Raw genomic sequence first — 18115 nt, 5'->3', positions numbered from 1 at the left:
CGCTCAGGCGGCGCTGGTCACCGGAGCGATCCGCAGCGCCGCCACCAGGTCCCGGTACAGCTCGTCGTTCTCCAGGAGGTGGGCGTGGTTGCCAAGGGCACGCCGTTTGCCCTTTTCCAGCAACAGGATCTGATCGGCGTCGAGCACGGTGGAGAGCCGGTGCGCGATGGTGACCACCGCGCCGCGGCGGGCCACCCTGGCGATCACGTCCTGCACCGCGGCCTCGGTCAGCCCGTCCAGCTGGGCGGTGGCCTCATCCAGCAGCAGGATCTCCGGATCGCTGACCAGGGCGCGGGCCAGTGCGATGCGCTGGCGCTCGCCGCCGGAGACCACCGAGCCGGAGAGCACGGTGTCCAGGCCGTCCGGCAGCGTGCGGGCCCGTTCGGCCAGCTGCACCGCCTCCAGCGCGGTCCACAGATCCGCCTCGGTCGCGTCCGGGTGGGTGTACTGGAGGTTCTCCCGGAGCGTGCCGGGCAGCAGCGGGGTGTCCTGTTCGACGTAGACGATCCGCCTGCGGACCTCGGCCAGCGACCACTGCTCGTAGCCGGTGCCGTCCAGTGCCAGCTCACCGTGTTCGGGCTGCAGGAAGCGCAGCATCAGGGAGAACATCGTGGTCTTGCCGGAGCCGGAGGGTCCGACGATGGCGGTGTGCCCGGTGCGTGGGATGTCCAGGTTGACCCCGTCCAGCGCGGCGGGCGCGCCGGGTGCGTAGCGGGCGGTGACCTCGCGGAAGGAGAGCACGGGGGCCTGCGCGGCCGGCTCCGGCTCGCGGGCCAGCGGCTCGGTCTGCTCGATCGAGAGGTTCTCGATCTCCTTGATCCGGGCGGCGGCGGCGATGCCGGACTGGAGCTGGGTGAAGGTCCTGGTCAGTGTGGACACCGGCTCCATCACCTGGAAGGCGTAGAGCAGGAAGGCGACCAGGCTGGACACCGGCAGCGCGCCGGAGCTGACCCGCCACGCGCCAAGGGCCAGGATCAGCAGGATGGCGAGCTGGATGCCCCAGCTCGCGGTGGTCCAGGCGACCGCTTCGATCCGCACCGCGCGCACGCTCTGCCGCGCGGATTCCTTGGCCTCGGTGAGGATCCGGTTGCTCTCCCTGGCCTCGGCCCGGCTGGCCTTGACCGTGCGGATGGCCCGCAGCGCGCCTTCGAGCACGCCGCCGAGCCTGCCGACCGCGGCCTGGGCGTTGCGCTGGGCGTCGGCCAGCGGGGACATCAGGATCGCCACCACGGTGCCGACCACGATGAGCACGATCACGGTGCCGGTGAGCAGCACCCAGTCGAGCACGCCCATCAGGATCAGCGCGCCGGCCAGCGCGACCGCGCCGTTGACGAAGTTGACCACGCTGTCGGTGGCCGCCTCACGCAGCAGCACCGTGTCCGAGGTGACCCGGGTGACCAGCTCGCCACTGGGGCGGTTGGCCAGCTCGCCGACCCGGACCCGGAACAGCCGGTGCACCATGGTGCTGCGGGCGTCCAGCACGATCCGCTCGGCCAGCCTGCCGAGCAGGATCCACTGCGCCAGCCCGAGTCCCGCGCCCACCAGCAGCAGGCTGACCAGCAGCACCACCGCGGGCAGGATCGGCGCGGACACGGCTAGACCGTCCAGCACCGACTTGGTGACCAGTGGCGTGGCCAGCGTGGCCCCGGTGGTGCCCAGGCCCAGCACCAGGCCCAATAACAGTGTCCGGCGGTGCGGCCGTACGAAGTGCCACAGCACGCGGGTGTGCTGCCAGCGCGTCGAATCGGGTTCTGACATGTCTGCGCCCCAAGTTGTCCGTTCAGGTCAGGGCACCAACGTACCAGCGTGGGACACCTATGTCCCATAATTTGTAGGGAAAGCCCCTAACTGGGAGGACGTGGTACTAGACTGGTTCCTTATGACGAGCACCACCCGGGAGTCGGGCAGCCGGAGCCGGACCCGCAAGGCGATCCTGGACGCGGCTGTCACCGTGCTGGCGCAGCGGTCCACCGCCTCGATGGCGGAGATCGCCGATGCCGCCGAGGTCGGGCGCAGCACGCTGCACCGCTACTTCCCGGAACGCTCCGAGCTGATGACCGCGATCTTCCGGATGACGGTGGAACGGCTGGGCACCGCGCTGGCCGAGGCGAAGCTGGCCGAGGGCACCGCCGCCCAGGCACTGCGCCGGGCGGTGCACGCCTACTTCGAGCTGACCCCGGCGCTGATCCAGGTGTGCAGCGAGGGTCAGCAGCGCAGCGAGGACGGCTGGCTGAACGCGGCCTTCGAGCAGGCGGACAAGCCGGTGGTCGGCCTGATCACCCGCGCGCAGGCCGAGGGGTACCTGGACCAGTCGATCAGTCCGGAGTGGATCTACAAGGTGCTGTGGTGGAACGTCTTCGCCGGCATCGAGGCCACCGGCGAGGGGCTGATGGGCAAGCACCAGGCGGCGGAGTCGGTCATCCGGCTACTGGAGCGGGGGTTGCTGGCCCAGGCAGGTTCGTGACCGCGGCGCCGACGACCTCGCCGATGGTCTGCTCGGTCAGGCCACCGCGGCGCAGCAGTTCCACCCCCTGCAGGGTGGCCAGCAGCACCCTGGCCTGGGCCGAGGTGTCGGTGTCCTGATGCAGTTCGCCCTCGCTCACCGCGGCGGCCAGCGCCTGGGCCACCAGTTCCTCGATCGCGGCGAAGGTGGACTGGGTGCGGGCCAGCACCTCCGGGTCGTCCTCGCCGAGTTCGGTCGCGCCGCGGACCAGCAGGCAGCCGAAGCGTTCCTCGGTACTGGGCGTGGTGGCCATCCGGACCAGCAGGGCACGCAGGCGCTCCAGCATCGATCCACTGCCATCGCGCAGGCCCGCGCACAGGGCCGCGATCTGGCGTTCGCGGTTGATGTCCAGCGCGCGCAGGAAGAGCTGCCGCTTGTCGCCGAAGGCCCCGTACAGGCTGCCCTTGCCGAGGCCGGTGACCTGCATCAGGTCATCCAGCGAGGTGGCCGCGTAGCCGACGCGCTCGAACTGGGCGCAGATCGCGGTCAGCACCTCGCGTTCGTCGAAGCTGCGCGGGCGTGGCATACCCCGATGCTAGTCCGCGGGCCGGCCGGCACCGCTGGATCGCACCGGAACGTCACATTCCGAGAAGAACGAACGTTCTGTACGATAGGGGCATGAGCACCGATGTGAAGGTTTCCGAGCCCAGGGAGCGGCTGCTGGCCACCGCTTCGGAGTTGTTCTACGCCGAGGGCATCCAGGCCATCGGGGTGGACCGGCTGGTCAAGGAGGCGTCGGTGACCAGGGCCACCTTCTACCGGCACTTCCCCACCAAGGAGGACCTGGTGGTGGCCTACCTGCGCGGCAAGCACGAGGAGATCCGCGGCGGGGTGGAGGCTGCGGTGGCCGGGCAGGACCCGGCGACCGCGCTGCACATCATGCTCGGCGCGTTCGCCCAGGCCAGTTGCGGTCCCGGCTTCCGGGGCTGCGCCTTCCTCAACGCCGCGGCGGAGTACCCGGATCCACAGGCGCCGGTGCGGGTGCTGGTCCGGGAGCACCGGGGCTGGTTCCACGACGGGTTGCGGGGCAGGCTGACCGAGGCCGGACACCCCGACCCCGGGCACGCGGCCACCGCGCTGGTGCTGTTGCGGGACGGCATCATGTCCGGCGGATACCTTGACCAGCCGACGGGTATCCAGTCCACTGTGGACCGAATGGTGGACGGCGTGCTGGCCGGGAACTGCTGACCACCGACTTTCGCCGGGTAATCCGCCGGTCTGCGTCACATGCGGCCGAACAGGTGATTTCCCGCGTCCGGATAGTGGACAGTGCCTCGCACACAGCCTTTCCGACCTGCGAACACCGTGATCCACAGCCCGGCATCGCTTATTGGACAACGGATCTGCCAGTTTCGGCGGAGCCCGGAGTGATCTAGCGTCGGCGCGTGTTCACCACCGCCGCCCCGGTTCCGCTCGCCCCCGGCAGGCTGCTCGTGGACGCCGAGGAGATCGAGGCCACCAGGGCCGCCTTCGTCGAGGCGATCAACGAACTGGCTCCGTTGTTGCGGCAGGCCCAGCACAGCCTGGTGAGCTGGCCGGCGGCTTCCGACGAGGTGAGCCGGGACGCGGCCGGGGAGCAGACCCGGCGCGGGGTGCAGTCGGAGGACTCCGCGCTGGCGGTGCTGACGGTGTACCTGGCCGAGCTGTTCCACGCGGTCGAGCAGCTGGACGCGGCCGCGGCGCAGTACCGCGCCGCGGAGGACACCGCCACGGCGAATCTCCGTGTCTGAGAAGGGAAGGACCGGCATGCGAGGCGCCCATGGACGCTGCTGGCTGGCCGTCCCACACCTCAAGATCTACCTGGACATCCACAGTGGCCCCGGGGTCGGCGCGACCGAACCCGCGGTGACCACCTACCGTCAGCTCGCCGAGGCACTGCACCAGGTCGACGACAACCTGCACGCCCGGCTGGCCAAGTTGCGCACCGGCTGGCAGGGCAAGGCCGCGATGCACACCGCGCACGCGCTGGCCCCGCTGGCCGCCTGGGCCGCGGACACCAGGGTGGCGATGGCGGCCGAGGCCGAGGCCACCCAGGAGTGCGCCGACGCCTACGCGGACGCGCGCAATCACGTGCCGCCGCCACAGTTCCTGCCGACCAAACCGGTGACCGCGGTGGCCTGGCTGCCCGCGCTGGTGGACAACCGGATCGACTACGAGCCGGTGGAGGTCGAGGTGGACGCCGCGCACGCGGAGGCCGCGCGGGCGATGGAGGTCTACGAGGAGCGGGTGGACACCGCGCTGGCCGAGCTGCCGCCACTGCTGAACCCGCCGCGGCTGGACATCTCGATCGTCGCGCCCGGCTCACTGCTGTCCGGGCTGTCGCTGAAGGATCCGTTGGGGCTCAACGCCTCGGTGTCGGTGAGCGGCGCGGGTCACCCGGTCGCGCACCCACACCCGCACCAGCCGGTCGCGCCGGTGCACTCGATCCTGCCCGAGCCCGCCCCGGTGCCACTGGCCGACCAGCGGCAGTCGACGCCTCGATCGTCCACTGTGGACCGTTCGCAGATCTGGTCCGCGACCGGGGACGGCACCCCGGCCGAGGAACGCAGGCAGCAGCAACAGAATCCGCCGCGGCCCGGCAACATGGTGCGCGCGGTGCCGGAGCCGAGGGTGGAGAAGTCCACTGTGGACCGCCGGCGGGCCGAGGCCGAGCCGGAACAGGCCGGGATCGGGCTGCGTGACGGGGTGCTGGGCTACCACCCGGCGCCGCGCACCTCGCCGGAGGCCGAGGAGGACACGCCGGTGGTCATCGGCCCCTCCCCCGTGCTGTGACCGCGTTCACGCTCTCCGTCGCGGCCGTGGACCTGGTGTGGCGGCGGCTGGAACTGGGTCCGCAGCCGCTGGTGATCCGGGTGCCGCCGCAGGCGCACTCCGCGGCCGAGCGGGCCGGGCAGACCGAGCTGGCCGAGGCCGAACTGGCCGCCGCCGGGCTGATGCTGCGTGGCGGGGTGCACCCGGAACTGGTGGCACTGCTGCGCATGCTGGCCCGGCCGGAGCGGGAGCTGGACGCGCGGCTGTTCCTGGAGTCGCCGGTGCGGGCGCTGGCGGCCAGTGCGGGCGAGCAGGCCGCGCTGGTGGTCTCCGACGGCGCGCGCTGGCAGGTCACCGTGCTGGAGCCGACCGGGCTGGCGCACGCGATCCTGTCCCCGCTGCCGGAACGGCCAGCCGGGCCGGGGGAAAGCGTGTCGGTGCGGTCCGCGGCGCTGAGCACCGCGGCGGCCTCGGGCGACCTGGAGGCGTTCGAGCCCGCGCTGGTCGAGTTCGGCGTGCCATCGGCACAGGCCACCGCGCTGGCGCTGATGTTCCGGGATCCGGTGGACTTCGGGCAGTTCGGCGTGGCCGGGCAGGACGCCACCGGACGGCGGCGCCGGGCCGAGCGGGTGGTGGCCTTCCACGACACCAGCTACGGGCGCTACCTGGTGGAGGAGCACCGGGCCGGCGACGGCACGGCCTGGACCACGGTCAGCCCGGCGGACACCCGGCGGCTGCACGGCCAGCTCACCACGCTGTCAGCTGATCTCGACCTCGCTCGAAGTCCAGCAGCCGCCGCTTCTTCGCCAGTCCTCCCCCATATCCGGTGAGGTTGCCGGTCGAGCCGATCACCCGGTGGCAGGGCACGATGATGCTGATCGGGTTCTTGCCGTTGGCCAGGCCGACCGCGCGGGCGGCCAGCGGATTGCCGAGCCGCTGCGCGAGTTCGCCGTAGGTGGTGGTCTCGCCGTAGGGGATCTCGAGCAGCAGCTCCCACACCGAGCGCTGGAAATCGGTGCCCTGCAAGGTCATCGGCAGCTCGAAGCGGCGCAGCTCGCCGGCGAAGTACCGGGTGAGCTGGTCGATCGCCGCACCAAACGCGGCCGGATCGGGTTCGCCGAAGCTCTCCAGCGGTGGGAGATGACGCTGCTGGTCCATGTAGATCCCGGCCAGCGCCCCGTCCTGGGCGACCAGGGTGAGCGGGCCGTAGGGGCTGTCGATGACGGTGTTGGTGCGCATGCTCTTCCTTACGCGGGCAGCAGGTTGATCGGGTGGTCGCCGGTGGCCCAGAGGTGCTGGACGGCGTAGGCGCGCCAGGGTCGCCAGAGGCCGGCGTGCCGGGTGAGCGCGGCGGGGGTGCTGGGCAGGCCGAGGTTCTCGGCGGCCTGGCGGATGCCGAGATCGGTGGGGATGAAGGCGTCCGGGTCGCCGAGGGCGCGCATGGCCACGGTTTCCACCGTCCACGGGCCGAATCCGGGCAGCGCGGCGAGCCGGTCGCGGGCGGCGGTCCAGTCACTGCCGGGGCCGAGGTCCAGCTCACCCTCGGCCAGCGCGTGCACCAGGGCGAGCAGGGTGCGGCGGCGGGATTCGGGCATGGCCAGGCTCGCCGGGTCGAGCTGGGTCAGCGCCCGCGGGGCAGGGAACAGGTGGGTGAGGCCGCCGCAGGGATCCTCGATGGGCTCGCCGTGCGCGGCGACCAGGCGGGCGGCGTGCGTGCGGGCGGCCGCGGTGGAGACCTGCTGGCCGAGCACGGCGCGCACGGCGAACTCGGCCGGGTCGACGGTGCGCGGCACCCGGCGGCCGGAGTTCTTCTCCACCAACGGTTTCAGCACCGGGTCGGCGCGCAGCTGCTCGTCAACGGCTGCCGGGTCGGCGTCCAGGTCGAGCAGCACCCGGCAGCGGCTGATCGCCACCGGCAGGTCGCGGATGTCGGTCAGGGACAGCCGGCAGCCGATGTGGTCGGGCAGCGGCCAGAGTTCGGCGATGCCGTGGCCGTGCGGCAACCGCAGGGTGCGGCGGTAGGCGCCGTCCCGCCACTCCTCCACGCCGGGCACGGCGGTGGCGGCGAGGTGGCCGAACAGGTTGTCCGGGCACAGCGGCTTGCGGAAGGGCAACCGCAGCAGCAGCGCGCCGGTGGTCACGGCCGGGATGCCGCGGCCTGCCCTGGCACGCAGTTCGCTCGGGGAGAGCGCGAAGACCTCGCGCACGGTGTCGTTGAAGGTGCGCACACTGCCGAAGCCGGCGGCCAGCGCGATGTCGGTCATGGTCAGCGCGCTGGTCTCGATGAGCAGCCGGGCGGTCTGCGCGCGCTGCGCCCTGGCCAGCGCCAGTGGTCCGGCGCCGAGTTCGGCGTTGAGCTGGCGTTCGACCTGGCGGGTGCTGTAGCCGAGCCGGGCGGCCAGTCCGGGCACGCCCTCGCGGTCCACCACGCCCTCGGCGATCAGCCGCATGGCCCTGGCGACCGCGTCGGCACGGTGGTTCCACTCCGGCGAGCCGGGGCTGGCGTCCGGGCGGCAGCGCTTGCAGGCGCGGTAACCGGCCTGCTGAGCGGCTGCCGCGCTGGGGTGGAAGACCATGTTGCGCGCCTTGGGCGGGCGCACCGGGCAGCTTGGCCTGCAGTAGATGCCGGTGGTGCGGACCGCGGTGAAGAACCAGCCGTCGAACCGCTCGTCCTTGGCCTGGACCGCCCGCAGGCACCGCTCGAAGTCCTCGTGCACGGGTACAGCATCGACCCTGGCCGACGTGGTTGCTAGCAGGAATCCGACATCCACGTCGGCCAGGGGTCAGCTCAGGGTTGCATGGGTTTGCCGTTGACGGTGCTGCCGGTGAGTTTGAGGCCGTCGACGAACTTGATGGTGTTGCCGGTGCTGGCCACGCCGTTGAACTTGCAGTCGGTCAGCTCGAGGCCGTTGATGTGCGATTCGTCCAGGCCTGCCACGTTGAGCACCGAGGCGGCCTTGGTGCTGCCGCAGTTGCTCAGCCGGAACGGGCCGAACTTGGGCGGGGTGTTGCCGGTCTGGTTGTTGTAGGTGGAGTTCACGTACACCACCGAGCGGACGTAGGTGCCGGTGACCGAGTCCAGGTTGATGTTGGTGGAGAAGCCGCCGCGCTTGGTGTTGGACTTGACGTAGAGCGCGAACTTGGTCTCCCCCACCACGTTGAGCCGGTAGGCGTAGACGTTGCGGATGCCGCCGGTCTGCTCGCTGCCGCAGGTGATGGCGCCCCAGTTGCCGTTCATCCGGCAGTCGGCGACCACGATGTTCTGGCACGGCACGTTGATCCGGCGGCCGTCGGCGTCCCGGCCGGACTTGATCGCGATGTTGTCGTCGTGCGCGCCGAGATCGCAGTTGACGATCACCACGTGGTCGCAGGACTCCGGGTCGACGCCATCGGTGTTGTTCGCCGAGGTGGTCGGGTCGGTGCTGACGCCGTCGACGGTGACATTGCGGCACAGCGTGGGGTGGATCTGCCAGAACTTGGGGTTCTTCAGCGTGATGCCCTGGATGAGCACGTTCTCGCACTTGTAGGGCTCGATGAAGGTCGAGCGCATGGTGTGGCCGGAGCCGGGCACGATCCGCTTCTCCGGCGCGGTTCCCTTGGCCACCAGCGATTCCAGGTAGGCGCGGTCGTTGCCCTTGTTCCACGGCGAGGTGCCGCCCGCGTCCAGGGTGGCCTTGCCGGTGATCGCGATGTTCTTCTCGCCGTAGGCGTAGATCATCGGCGACCGGTTCATGCACTCGATGCCCTCGTACCGGGTGAGCACGGTGGGGAACTTGGTGCCGTCACCGCTGAACTTGAGCACCACCCCGGTCTCCAGGTGCAGGTGCACGTTGCTGCGCAACCGGATCGCGCCGGTGACGTAGGTGCCCTTGACCACCGTGACGTGCCCGCCGCCCGCCTTGGTGCAGGCGTCGATGGCCTTGGCGAACGCCTCGGTGTTGTCGGTCTTGCCATCGCCCTTGGCACCGTAGTCGGCGGCCTTGAACAGGCGGTCCGGGAAGGTGGGCAGGGTGGTCTCGGCGACGATCTTGTTCGCCTCCGGCCACGGCAGCGTGGGCACGGCGGGCGGCGCGAGGTAGGGCGCGACGGGCACCGGGCTGCCGATCGCCTGGGCGGCGGCCGGGACGAGCAGTGGGGCGGCCGCGGCGGCGGTGAGGCCGGTGATCAGCGTCCGGCGGTTGATCCTGCCTTCCATGGCTCCTTCTTCCGCGTCGAACGAAGGGTGGGGCGGGGCGGCGTGGTTGACCGTAAACGTTTTCGGTCGGGGCGGCCAGAGCCGATCGGCGGAGTTGGGGTGGGTTCGGTGGGGTGCGGGGCGCGGGGAGGGCGGTGGGTTCGGGCGCAAGGCGGGCGGAGCAGGCGGGGGCCGGGGCAGACGGGGCGGGCAGGCGGGGAGAGTTGGGGCAAGGGGCGAGGCGGAGGGGCGGGCCGGGGCCGCGGAGATGGAGGCAGCTCCGGGCGAGGGGGCACCCGGGTGCCGGGGCGAGGGGCCGGGGCTGGGGCCGGGCGCCAAGGGCTGGGGCCGGGTGTGGAGGTGTGGGCGCGTAGCCGCACGAGGTGTGTGGCAGGGCTCGGGTGCGCGGCGCGGGGGGGCGGGTGGTTAGTCCGCTGGATCGGCTGCCGGGTCGGCGGTGAAGAGGTCGCCGGTGGCTGATTCGGCGCCGACCGCGCGCCACCAGTCCGCCTGGGCCTGGGTGTGGATGCCGTCCACCAGGACTGTCGCGCCTGCCAGTTGCGCGGTGGCGACCAGCTCGCGGAGGGCCTTGCTGGTCAGCGAGGCGGGGTGGGCCGCCTGGCGGGCGACCAGGGTGCGGGCGACGCGGACGGCGCTGACCGGGAGGTCTTCCAGGTACTCGATCTCGCCGGTGGCCGAGCCGAAGTCGTCCAGGGTGATGCGGACGCCGGAGTCGGCCAGGTCGGTGAGGTTGTCCACGGCCATGGGGGAGGTCAGGGCCGTGACGGGGACGCCAAGGCGGAGTTGTTCATACGGCAGGCCGGTGTCGTTGACCACCTGTTGCACCACGCAGGTGAAGTCGGGTTCGACCACCTGGGTCGGGGTGAGGCTGAGCAGCAGGGGTTGTTCGCGGCCGGCCCGCTGGACCCGGCGGCGGTTGCGCTCGGCCGCCGCTTGCAGCAGCCAGGAACCCAGCGGGATGATCAGGCCGGTGGACTCGGCCAGGGCCCGGCAGCGGTCGTTGTCCAGTGGGCCGAACTCGGGGCTGTCCCAGTGCAGCAGGGCTTCCAGGCCGAGGAGTTCCTGGTCGGCCAGGCGGACCACGGGGCGGTGCCGGAGCTGGACCTCGCCGTTCTCCCAGGCGCCCGCCATCGCGCCCGCGATGCGGAAGTCGTCGCGGTCGGCGCAGTCCTTGCCCTGGTCGAACATGGCCCACTGACGGTGGCCGGTGCGCTTGACCCGGCGCAGGGTCAGGTCCCCGGTGCGCATCAACTCGACCGCGCTGATGCTGGGGCGCGGCTGGTGCACCACACCGATGGTGGCCGAGACCGCGACGCCGGTGGTGTCGTTGAGGTAGACCGGTTCGGACAGCTCCTCGTCGATCCGGCGCACCATGGTGAGCACCTTCGGGGTGTCCGCGGAGTTGCGCACCAGCACCGCGAACTCGTCGCCGCCCAGGCGGGCGATGATCGTCTCCTCGCCCTCGAAGATGGTGAGCAGCCGATCGGCCACGATCCGCAGCAGCCGGTCGCCGACCTCGGCGCCGTAGCCGTTGTTGATCGCGGCGAAGGCGTCCAGGTCGAGGTGGTACAGGGTGACGCCGGTGGCCGGGTCGGCCCGGCGCAGCATGGTCTCGGCCGCGGTGCTGAAGTACTGGCGGTTGGGCAGCGTGGTGACCATGTCGTGCAGCGACTGCCGGTTCAGCGTCTTCTGCAGCGCGGTGACCTGGGTGTCGTCCGCGATCACGGTGACCAGCCTGCCCGGCTCCTGACCCTCACTGGGCTGCAGCGAGACGCTCAGCAGCGCCCACAGCGGCTCCTCCTCCTTGTGCAGCATGCGTTTCCGCTGCTGCCGGAGCCGGTCCACCCGGCCGGCCCGCAGGTCGGCGCAGGCGTTGCGCAGCGAGGCCCGCTCGTCCGGCGCGACCAGGTCGAACAGGGTCAGCTCGGTGAGTTCCTCCGCGGTGTAGCCCAGCAGCTCGTGCACGGCGGTGTTGGTCTTGAGGAAGGCGCCGTCCAGGTCGGTGATGGCGATGCCGCTGGCCGAGCAGCGGAAGACCTCCTCCAGCCGGGCGTCGCTGTCCTTGCGCTGCCGCTCGGCGTCGTTGGCCGCCTTGAACAGCGCCCGGTTCAGCGCCTCCTGCTGCTGGAAGATGAAGGCCCGGAACGCCTCCAGGTAACCCGAGGTGAGCGCGGCCAGCACCATCACCACGCGGTCGGTGAGCTTGTTGACCCGGCGCAGGCTGGGCAGTGCGAGCAGGGCCCGGCCGAGCACGTCGACACTGCGCTCCAGGCTCTCCGGCCCGACGCAGTTGAGCGCGACCAGCTCCGCGCCGACCGGTCCGGCCGGAGCGGAGACGAAGGGCTCTGCCCGCACGGTGCCGACCAGGATGTCCACCAGGCCCTGCAGCCGCTGTTCCACCTCGGGGTGGGAGAGCGGGATGTAGGCGGTGGTGCTGACCAGATACGCCCACTTCCTGGCAAGTTTCTCCCGCTCACGAGGATTATCGGCTGGGGAGCCGCCCTGATGAGCTGACACCGGGCGCCGCGGCGCCGGGAGGTCTTCCGGGAGTGGCAGTGTCATGGTTGCTGGCCTGTTGTACGCGGTAGTCGGGGTGTCCACGTGCACGTCGGGAAGTGCAAGGCACGGCGACAGGGAAGCCTACCGACGCCAGCCCGGAGTCGGCTAGCTACGGTCCGTTCCTGATCGACTGACTTCGTGTCCGGCAACTATTACCGTCCGCAAGCTTTTTGCCACTCCGAGTCACCCGTTTGCCGGTACCTGTCCGGCCGTCGCGCCCAGCAGCACCGTGCGAAGGGCGCAGGGCTCGCGTCCGGTCAGCCGCCGCACGGTGTCGGTGACCCGGTCCTCCGCGCCCTGCCGGATGTCCTCGTCCAGCCCGGCCAGCAGGGCGGCGAAGTCCGGCGGGTAACCAGCGGCGATGTGACGCTGGGTGAGTTCGGTCACCGAGACGGCGTGGTGCCGGGCAGGCACGCCGAGTTCGGTCCAGATCGCGGCCGCGTCGGCGTAGCTGAGCGCTTCCGGCCCGGTGAGCACCAGTTCGGTGTTCAGCGGGGTCTCGGCCAGCAGCGCGTGCCCGGCCACCGCGGCGATGTCCCCGGCGTCGATGAAGCCGATCCGCCCGGTCCCGGTCGCGCTGACCAGTTCACCCCTTTCGCGCAACCCCACGGCAAGCGGGTGATCACCGAGGAAGTTCTGCATGAACCAGGACGGCCGCAGCACTGTCCATTCAGGACACTGCAGGCGCACCAGCGCGTGCAGTTCCCCCAGCGCGGGCGCGCCCTCGGGTACCGCGGAGGAGCTGAGCAGCACCACCCGCGCCAGCCCGGCGGCCAGCGCGGTCCGCAGGAACTCCGCCACCAGCGGCAGCGGGTCGGCCACGCCCGGCGGCGCGACCAGGTACATCCGCCGCACCCCGGCGACCGCGGCGGCGTGCGTGCCCGGATCGGCCCAGTCGAAGCGGACCTGGTTGGCGGCACCCGGATTCCGGCTGGCCGCGCGCACCTCGTGCCCGGCCGCGAGCAGCCGCCGGACCAGCCTGCCGCCGGTGGTCCCGGTGGCGCCGGTGACCAGGATCGGCTCAGCCACGGGTGCCGCCCGGCAGGGTCACCGCGCCGTCGAGCAGTCCGGCCAGCGCGGTCGGGCTCCAGTAGTCGCGGTAGGTGTGGATCTCGCCGTCGCGGATGGTCAGCACCGCGACGTAGCCGATCCGGTAGGGCGCCCCGCTGGCCACCACGAACCCGGCCGCCTCCAGCTCGACCACCAGCACCTCCGGGTCGGTGGTCTCGTGCACCAGGACGCTCGGGAACTCCCGGATGTCCAGGATCTCCGGGTAGTCCCGCAGGTACTCCCAGACCGCGTCCCGGCCCTCGATCCGCCGCGGCGCGCCCGGCGCGGCGAACGGGAACTCCATGATCCCGGCCGGCGCCCACAGCTGGACGAAGGCGGCCATGTCCTTGGCCAGCAACAGTTCCAGCCCGTGCTCGAAGGTCTGTCGGGCAGTGCGCATGTTCACTCCTCTAACCGGACGGAACGGTACCGTCCCGACGTTAACATAGCCGGGACGGTACCGTTCCGTCCATGACCTCCCGTCGCACCCCCACCGGCGCCGCCGTGCTCCAGCCCCAGGTCACCGCCGCGATCACCGAGGCGGCCCTGGACGAGCTGGCCGAGGCCGGTTACGGCCGGCTGTCCATGGAGGCGGTGGCCAAGCGGGCCGGGGTGGGCAAGAGCGCGCTGTACCGGCGCTGGCCTGCCAAGCAGGACATGGTGCTGGCGGTGGTCGCCGAACTGGGCGTGCCGATGGCCGCCACCCCGGACACCGGCTCGCTGCGCGGCGACCTGCTGGCCGCGCTGACCGCGTTCCGGGACTTCCTGACCCACCCGCGGTTCGCCCGGATCGTGCCGGACCTGATCGCCGAATCGGCCCGCCGCCCTGAGCTGGGCGTCGCCATGGCCGAACTGCTCGGCGAACCCAGGCGGGCCAGGGGCGCGGTACTGCTGCGGCGGGCGATCGAGCGCGGCGAGCTGCCCGCCGACACCGATCTGGAGCTGGCCCTTGACCTGGTCGCGGCGCCGGTGTTCTGGCGGCTGGTGGCGCGGCGGGCGCCGCAGGAGGAGGGCTACCTGGACTCGGTGGTGGAGTTCCTGCTGCGCGGACTTTCCGCGGGCGCACCGGCGTTGATCCACGGCGAGGGTGGCCGCTGAGTCAGAAGGAGCGCAGGGTGAGCGCGGAGCCGATCGACAGCCCGACGGGGTGGGTCCGGGAGCACATCGACCGGTACGTCTCCTCCGACGGCGTGCACGGACACGAGTGGAACGGCACCACCACGCTGCTGCTGACCACCACCGGGCGGCGCAGCGGGGAGCCGCGACGGACGGCGTTGATCTACCAGCGGGCCGGGGAGGACTACGTGGTGGTGGCCGCCCAGGGCGGGGCGCCGACGCATCCGGCGTGGTACCTGAACCTCCAGGCGCGGCCGGAGGTCCAGGTGCAGGTGGCCGGGGACCGGTTCACCGCGCGGGCGCGGACCGCGGACGAGGCGGAGCGGGCGCGGTTGTGGCCGGTGATGACCGAGGCCTGGCCGGACTACGACCAGTACCAGACCCGGACCTCACGGCGGATTCCGGTGGTGGTGCTGGAACGGCTCTGACTCACCAGCCAGGGCCGGTGAGCAGGCGGTGCACGTGGGTCTTGTGCATCGGGTCGTAGAGGTCGAACTGCTCGACCAGGCCTGGCCCTCGGCGGCCGTCCAGCAGCACCTCGCGGATCACCTCGATCAGCGGCGGCACGGTCCTGGTCAGCAGCAGCGGCATCAACAGCTGCTCCTGGCCCTCGGCGAGGAGGTTGTTGCGCACCGCGCAGTCCAGGAACTGGGCCAGGGCGCGGCGCTGGGCGGTCTCGCCGACCCGGACCCTGGCCGCGGTGTCGGCCAGCGCGGCCAGGTCCAGCAGCGGGTCGCCCGCGTGCAGGGCGCCGAAGTCGAGCAGGCCCAGCACCTGCGGGTCGCGGCCGCCGGAGAGCACGAACTGCTTGGCGCACAGGCTGCCGTGCACCACCGCGGACACCTGGCGCGGGCGGATGGCGGCCATCAGGCCCTCGGCGGCCACCACCCCGCGCAGCATAGCCGCGCAGGCCCGGCCCCAGTCGTCGGTGCGGTGCGCGGCCACCGGCAGCAGCGTGGTCCTGGCCTCCTCCACCGCGAGCCGCCAGTCCGCGGACTCGACTCTCGAGGTCGCGGCCAGCGCGGTGACCAGGTGCGCCGGGATCTCGTCCAGGCTGGCCCGCAGCCGCAGCCCGGCCCGGACCACCGCGACGATCTGGTCCTGGCCGGCGTGGTTGGGCACCGCGCCCTTGAGCATGGGGGTCAGCTCGCAGGCCAGGTCGTCCCGCCAGGACACGGTGCCGCCGTCGGCGGCCGGGACCGGGTTGGGCGCGGGCACGCCGTGCCGTCGGCAGTGCGCCATCACCTTCTGCCGTAAGGGATACATCGCCGGCGCCACCTGCTCAGCCGGATCCAGCCGGATCTTGAGCACATGCGGGTGGCTGCGGGCGTGCACCAGCCAGGAATCGCCGGTGGCCCGGCCCTGCCAGTCGGTGAGGGGGTTGAGTGGGACCCGGGCCCACTCCGGACCCCAGCCCCTGGTCAGCGCCGCGCGGATCCAGTCAGCGTCGATGCGGGTGCGAGTGTCGAGCTTCTGCGTCAAGGGGGGCCTCCGCCATTTCACACAGTCGAGCCTGGTTCCAGCCCCCGAATGGCGGATACGGGGGATGTTGGTGACAGTCTGACGCTGAATCCGCGTCTACGCCATCCACAGGCCGACCGATGCGTGCGCCCCCGGATGGCGGCAGCCCTTCGATCAGCGACTACGCCCGACTGGCGTCGGCGAGTGTGGCGAGTACGTCAGGATGGGCGGCGGAGTTGATCGATGAGCACGGGGGGATCCGGGGTTGAGCGGGTGGCAGGCGCGACCGGCGGCACAGCGGTTGCGGGTGACTGTTGGGTCCACTGTGGACGGACAGCCGGTCGAGGTGGACCTGAAGCCGCCCTCGCTCGGCGGGATCGGCACGCACGGGCTGCTGACCGGTATCGCGGCCAATGTCCGGCTCGACCTGCTGCACACGCTGCTGGGCGGGCTGATCGGCACGCACGCCCCGGACACGCTGCAGCTCGTGCTGGTCGACGGCGAGGACGAGCACCTCTTCGAGCCCTTCCACCGGGCCCCGCACCTGGCTGATCACGCCCTGGGGCAGGGCCGCGCGCACCTGGTCGAGGCGCTGGCCGCGACCAGCGCCACCCGCAGGCGGCTGTTGCGCGAGCACGGCATGCGCACCCTGCACGACTACGACCGGGCCCGGCACTACCGGCCGGAGCTGCCGGTGCTGTCGCCGCTGGTCGTGGTGGTGCACCGGCTCAGCCTGATCCACCGGGAACACCCGGAACTGACCGCGCTGCTGGCCAGGCACTGCGCGGTCTGGCGGGACCACGGCGTGCACCTGCTGGTGGCCGAGGACCGCCTGGTGGACCTGCCCGCGGAGCTGGACGGCTACTTCGGTTTCGAGCTGGCCACCGGTGATCACGGGGCCGAGCTGCGGGTGCCCGGCCGGGAGCCGGTGCCGTTCACCCCGGCCACGCCGCCGGAGCCGACCGCGCTGCTGGCCGGGATGCCGCCGCCGGCCGGGCAGTGGTTCGCCCCGCCGAAGTCGATCGACTTCGGCGACCTGACCTCGCTGGCCTCGACCGAGGAACGCGGTCTGCAGGCCGAGTTGGCCAGCCGGAGCAGCGTGCTCGTCGGCGAGTTGCTCGGTCCGGAGCGGGGGCGCTCGTTCCAGGTCCCGGTGCAGTTCGGGCAGGTGCTGGTGGTGGGCGCGGAGCGGCTGGGCGTGCCCAGGGTGCTGTGTTCCTTCGCGCTGGGCCTTGCCCTGCACCGGACTCCGCGGGAGCTGCGGATCTACCTGCTCGACTTCAACGGCAGCTCGCTGACCGGCCTGGCCGGGTTGCCGCACGTGCGGGTCGCGCTCAGCGGCGTGGACGACAGCCTGCGGGACAAGGCCAAGGCCGAGCTGGCCGGACTGATCAAGGAGCGGGAGGAGCTGTACCACCGCTGCCCGACTCCTGAGGAACGTGCCGAGGCGGCCGCGATCGCGGTGATCGTGCACGGCTGGCCCGATCCCGACCTGCACCCTGAGCTGGCCAGGGTGCTGCCGCAGCTGGTGCTGCGCGGTCAGGCGGTTGGCGTGCACGTGGTGCTCGGCCTGCACCGGTGGGCGGACCTGGAACCCCGGCTGCACGGCGCGTTCCGGCACCGGCTGGAGCTGACGCTGGACGATCCGGACAGTTCACCGCTGCCCGGCCGGGCGCCGCGGCTGGGGCCGATGCGCGGCCGGACCAGCGAGGGCCAGACCTTCGCCATCGCCGAACCGCGCTACGCCGGCCGGGACCTGGTGCCGGAGATCGCCGCGGCCTGGCCGCACCCCGTGCAGCGGCTGGCCGCGTTGCCGTACAAGGTGGTCTACGCCGAACTGCCCGGCGATGCCCGCAGCCACAAGCTCGGCCTGGTGGAGGGCTCCGGCCTGCCGTTCACCCTGAACACCCGGCACCTGGCCTGCTTCGGCGATCCGGCGAGCGGGCGCAGCACGCTGATCAAGACCTTCCTGCGCGGGCTGGTCGCGTTGCGGAGCCCGGAGCAGGCACGGGTGGTGGGCGTGGACTACCGGCGGACCTGGTTCAACGCCTACTGCGAGGGGATGTTGCTGGAGTACGTCCGGGATCCCGGCAAGTTCGAGACGGTCATGGCCGAGATCCGGCAGTCCCTGGACCGGCGCCGCACCGCCGAGCACGGCTGGCAGGGCCCCGACCTGTACCTGGTGATCGACGACTACGACCTGCTCTCGACCAAGTCCCGGCACCAGCTGGCACCGCTGCTCACCGAGGCGGACAAGACCGGGTTCCACCTGGTCCTGGCCGGGCGGCATCTGGCCCAGCTGGACGAGGTCACCAAGGAGCTGGACCGTACGGACACCACCGTGCTGGCACTCAGCGGCGGCTTGAAGACGCCGACGCCGGTGACCAGGATCATCACCCGGCCGCTGCCACCGGGCCGGGCGATCACCCGGCGCGGGACGACCGAGGAGACAGTGCAGATCACGTGGACGGAGTAGGGGG

Annotated in this window: 17 protein-coding genes; 8 read left to right on the top strand and 9 right to left on the bottom strand. The window is 71.8% G+C overall.

Features of this window, described 5'->3' with window-relative positions; translation table 11 throughout:
- Positions 1–3: 3 nt before the first annotated feature.
- A complete protein-coding gene (locus tag HNR67_RS10560) occupies positions 4–1758 on the bottom strand; it encodes an ABC transporter ATP-binding protein (protein ID WP_185001867.1) in 1755 nt (584 codons plus the stop codon).
- A gap of 121 nt (positions 1759–1879) precedes the next feature.
- Between HNR67_RS10560 and HNR67_RS10555 the strand changes: the two genes are divergently transcribed.
- Positions 1880–2464 (top strand): TetR/AcrR family transcriptional regulator, encoded by a 585-nt coding sequence (locus HNR67_RS10555; RefSeq protein WP_185001866.1) that lies wholly within the window; start codon positions 1880–1882, stop codon positions 2462–2464.
- Here HNR67_RS10555 and HNR67_RS10550 read toward each other — a convergent pair.
- On the bottom strand, positions 2418–3029 hold the full coding sequence (locus HNR67_RS10550) for a TetR/AcrR family transcriptional regulator (RefSeq protein WP_185001865.1): 612 nt from the start codon (positions 3027–3029) through the stop codon (positions 2418–2420). The two genes, HNR67_RS10555 and HNR67_RS10550, sit on opposite strands and share 47 nt — an antisense overlap.
- A gap of 92 nt (positions 3030–3121) precedes the next feature.
- Between HNR67_RS10550 and HNR67_RS10545 the strand changes: the two genes are divergently transcribed.
- From HNR67_RS10545 to HNR67_RS10530, 4 genes are all read left to right on the top strand, one after another.
- The gene (locus HNR67_RS10545; RefSeq protein WP_185001864.1) at positions 3122–3691 is read left to right on the top strand and encodes a TetR/AcrR family transcriptional regulator; all 570 of its coding nucleotides are present in this window, start codon (positions 3122–3124) and stop codon (positions 3689–3691) included.
- 197 nt (positions 3692–3888) lie between these two features.
- On the top strand, positions 3889–4233 hold the full coding sequence (locus HNR67_RS10540; protein WP_185001863.1) for a hypothetical protein: 345 nt from the start codon (positions 3889–3891) through the stop codon (positions 4231–4233).
- A gap of 16 nt (positions 4234–4249) precedes the next feature.
- A complete protein-coding gene (locus tag HNR67_RS10535; RefSeq protein ID WP_185001862.1) occupies positions 4250–5275 on the top strand; it encodes a WXG100 family type VII secretion target in 1026 nt (341 codons plus the stop codon).
- On the top strand, positions 5272–6084 hold the full coding sequence (locus HNR67_RS10530) for an ESX secretion-associated protein EspG (RefSeq protein WP_185001861.1): 813 nt from the start codon (positions 5272–5274) through the stop codon (positions 6082–6084). Before HNR67_RS10535 ends, HNR67_RS10530 begins: the two co-directional genes overlap by 4 nt.
- Here the strand turns inward: HNR67_RS10530 and HNR67_RS10525 are convergent.
- From HNR67_RS10525 to HNR67_RS10500, 6 genes are all read right to left on the bottom strand, one after another.
- Positions 6002–6493, bottom strand: coding sequence for a methylated-DNA--[protein]-cysteine S-methyltransferase (locus HNR67_RS10525; RefSeq protein WP_185001860.1), 492 nt, complete (start codon positions 6491–6493; stop codon positions 6002–6004). The two genes, HNR67_RS10530 and HNR67_RS10525, sit on opposite strands and share 83 nt — an antisense overlap.
- A gap of 8 nt (positions 6494–6501) precedes the next feature.
- Positions 6502–7971 (bottom strand): AlkA N-terminal domain-containing protein, encoded by a 1470-nt coding sequence (locus HNR67_RS10520; protein WP_185001859.1) that lies wholly within the window; start codon positions 7969–7971, stop codon positions 6502–6504.
- Positions 7972–8042: 71 nt separating this feature from the next.
- Positions 8043–9449: a glycoside hydrolase family 28 protein gene (locus HNR67_RS10515; protein WP_185001858.1), complete on the bottom strand. Its 1407-nt coding sequence runs from the start codon at positions 9447–9449 to the stop codon at positions 8043–8045.
- 405 nt (positions 9450–9854) lie between these two features.
- Positions 9855–12011 (bottom strand): putative bifunctional diguanylate cyclase/phosphodiesterase, encoded by a 2157-nt coding sequence (locus tag HNR67_RS10510; RefSeq protein ID WP_185001857.1) that lies wholly within the window; start codon positions 12009–12011, stop codon positions 9855–9857.
- A 180-nt stretch (positions 12012–12191) separates the two neighbouring features.
- A complete protein-coding gene (locus tag HNR67_RS10505) occupies positions 12192–13037 on the bottom strand; it encodes an NAD(P)H-binding protein (RefSeq protein ID WP_185001856.1) in 846 nt (281 codons plus the stop codon).
- On the bottom strand, positions 13030–13458 hold the full coding sequence (locus tag HNR67_RS10500) for a nuclear transport factor 2 family protein (RefSeq protein ID WP_185001855.1): 429 nt from the start codon (positions 13456–13458) through the stop codon (positions 13030–13032). The genes HNR67_RS10505 and HNR67_RS10500 overlap by 8 nt, the downstream gene beginning before the upstream one ends.
- A gap of 71 nt (positions 13459–13529) precedes the next feature.
- Between HNR67_RS10500 and HNR67_RS10495 the strand changes: the two genes are divergently transcribed.
- Together HNR67_RS10495 and HNR67_RS10490 are read left to right on the top strand one after the other, a co-directional pair.
- Positions 13530–14156, top strand: a complete 627-nt coding sequence (locus tag HNR67_RS10495) for a TetR/AcrR family transcriptional regulator (protein WP_185001854.1) — start codon at positions 13530–13532, stop codon at positions 14154–14156.
- 17 nt (positions 14157–14173) lie between these two features.
- Positions 14174–14602: a nitroreductase family deazaflavin-dependent oxidoreductase gene (locus HNR67_RS10490; RefSeq protein WP_185001853.1), complete on the top strand. Its 429-nt coding sequence runs from the start codon at positions 14174–14176 to the stop codon at positions 14600–14602.
- 1 nt (position 14603) lies between these two features.
- On the opposite strand, the gene HNR67_RS10485 is transcribed toward HNR67_RS10490, so the two are convergent.
- Positions 14604–15656, bottom strand: coding sequence for a phosphotransferase (locus tag HNR67_RS10485; protein WP_185001852.1), 1053 nt, complete (start codon positions 15654–15656; stop codon positions 14604–14606).
- Between the two features lie 244 nt (positions 15657–15900).
- Here HNR67_RS10485 and HNR67_RS10480 point away from each other — a divergent pair, with 244 nt between their 5' ends.
- Positions 15901–18111 carry an FtsK/SpoIIIE domain-containing protein gene (locus tag HNR67_RS10480; RefSeq protein ID WP_185001851.1) on the top strand — a complete coding sequence of 737 codons (2211 nt, stop codon included), beginning with the start codon at positions 15901–15903 and terminating at the stop codon, positions 18109–18111.
- Positions 18112–18115 lie beyond the last annotated feature (4 nt).

The sequence above is a fragment of the Crossiella cryophila genome (assembly GCF_014204915.1).
GTDB lineage: Bacteria > Actinomycetota > Actinomycetes > Mycobacteriales > Pseudonocardiaceae > Crossiella > Crossiella cryophila.
The sequence above is the reverse complement of the archived record's forward strand: the minus strand, read 5'-3'. Positions and strand labels throughout refer to the sequence as shown.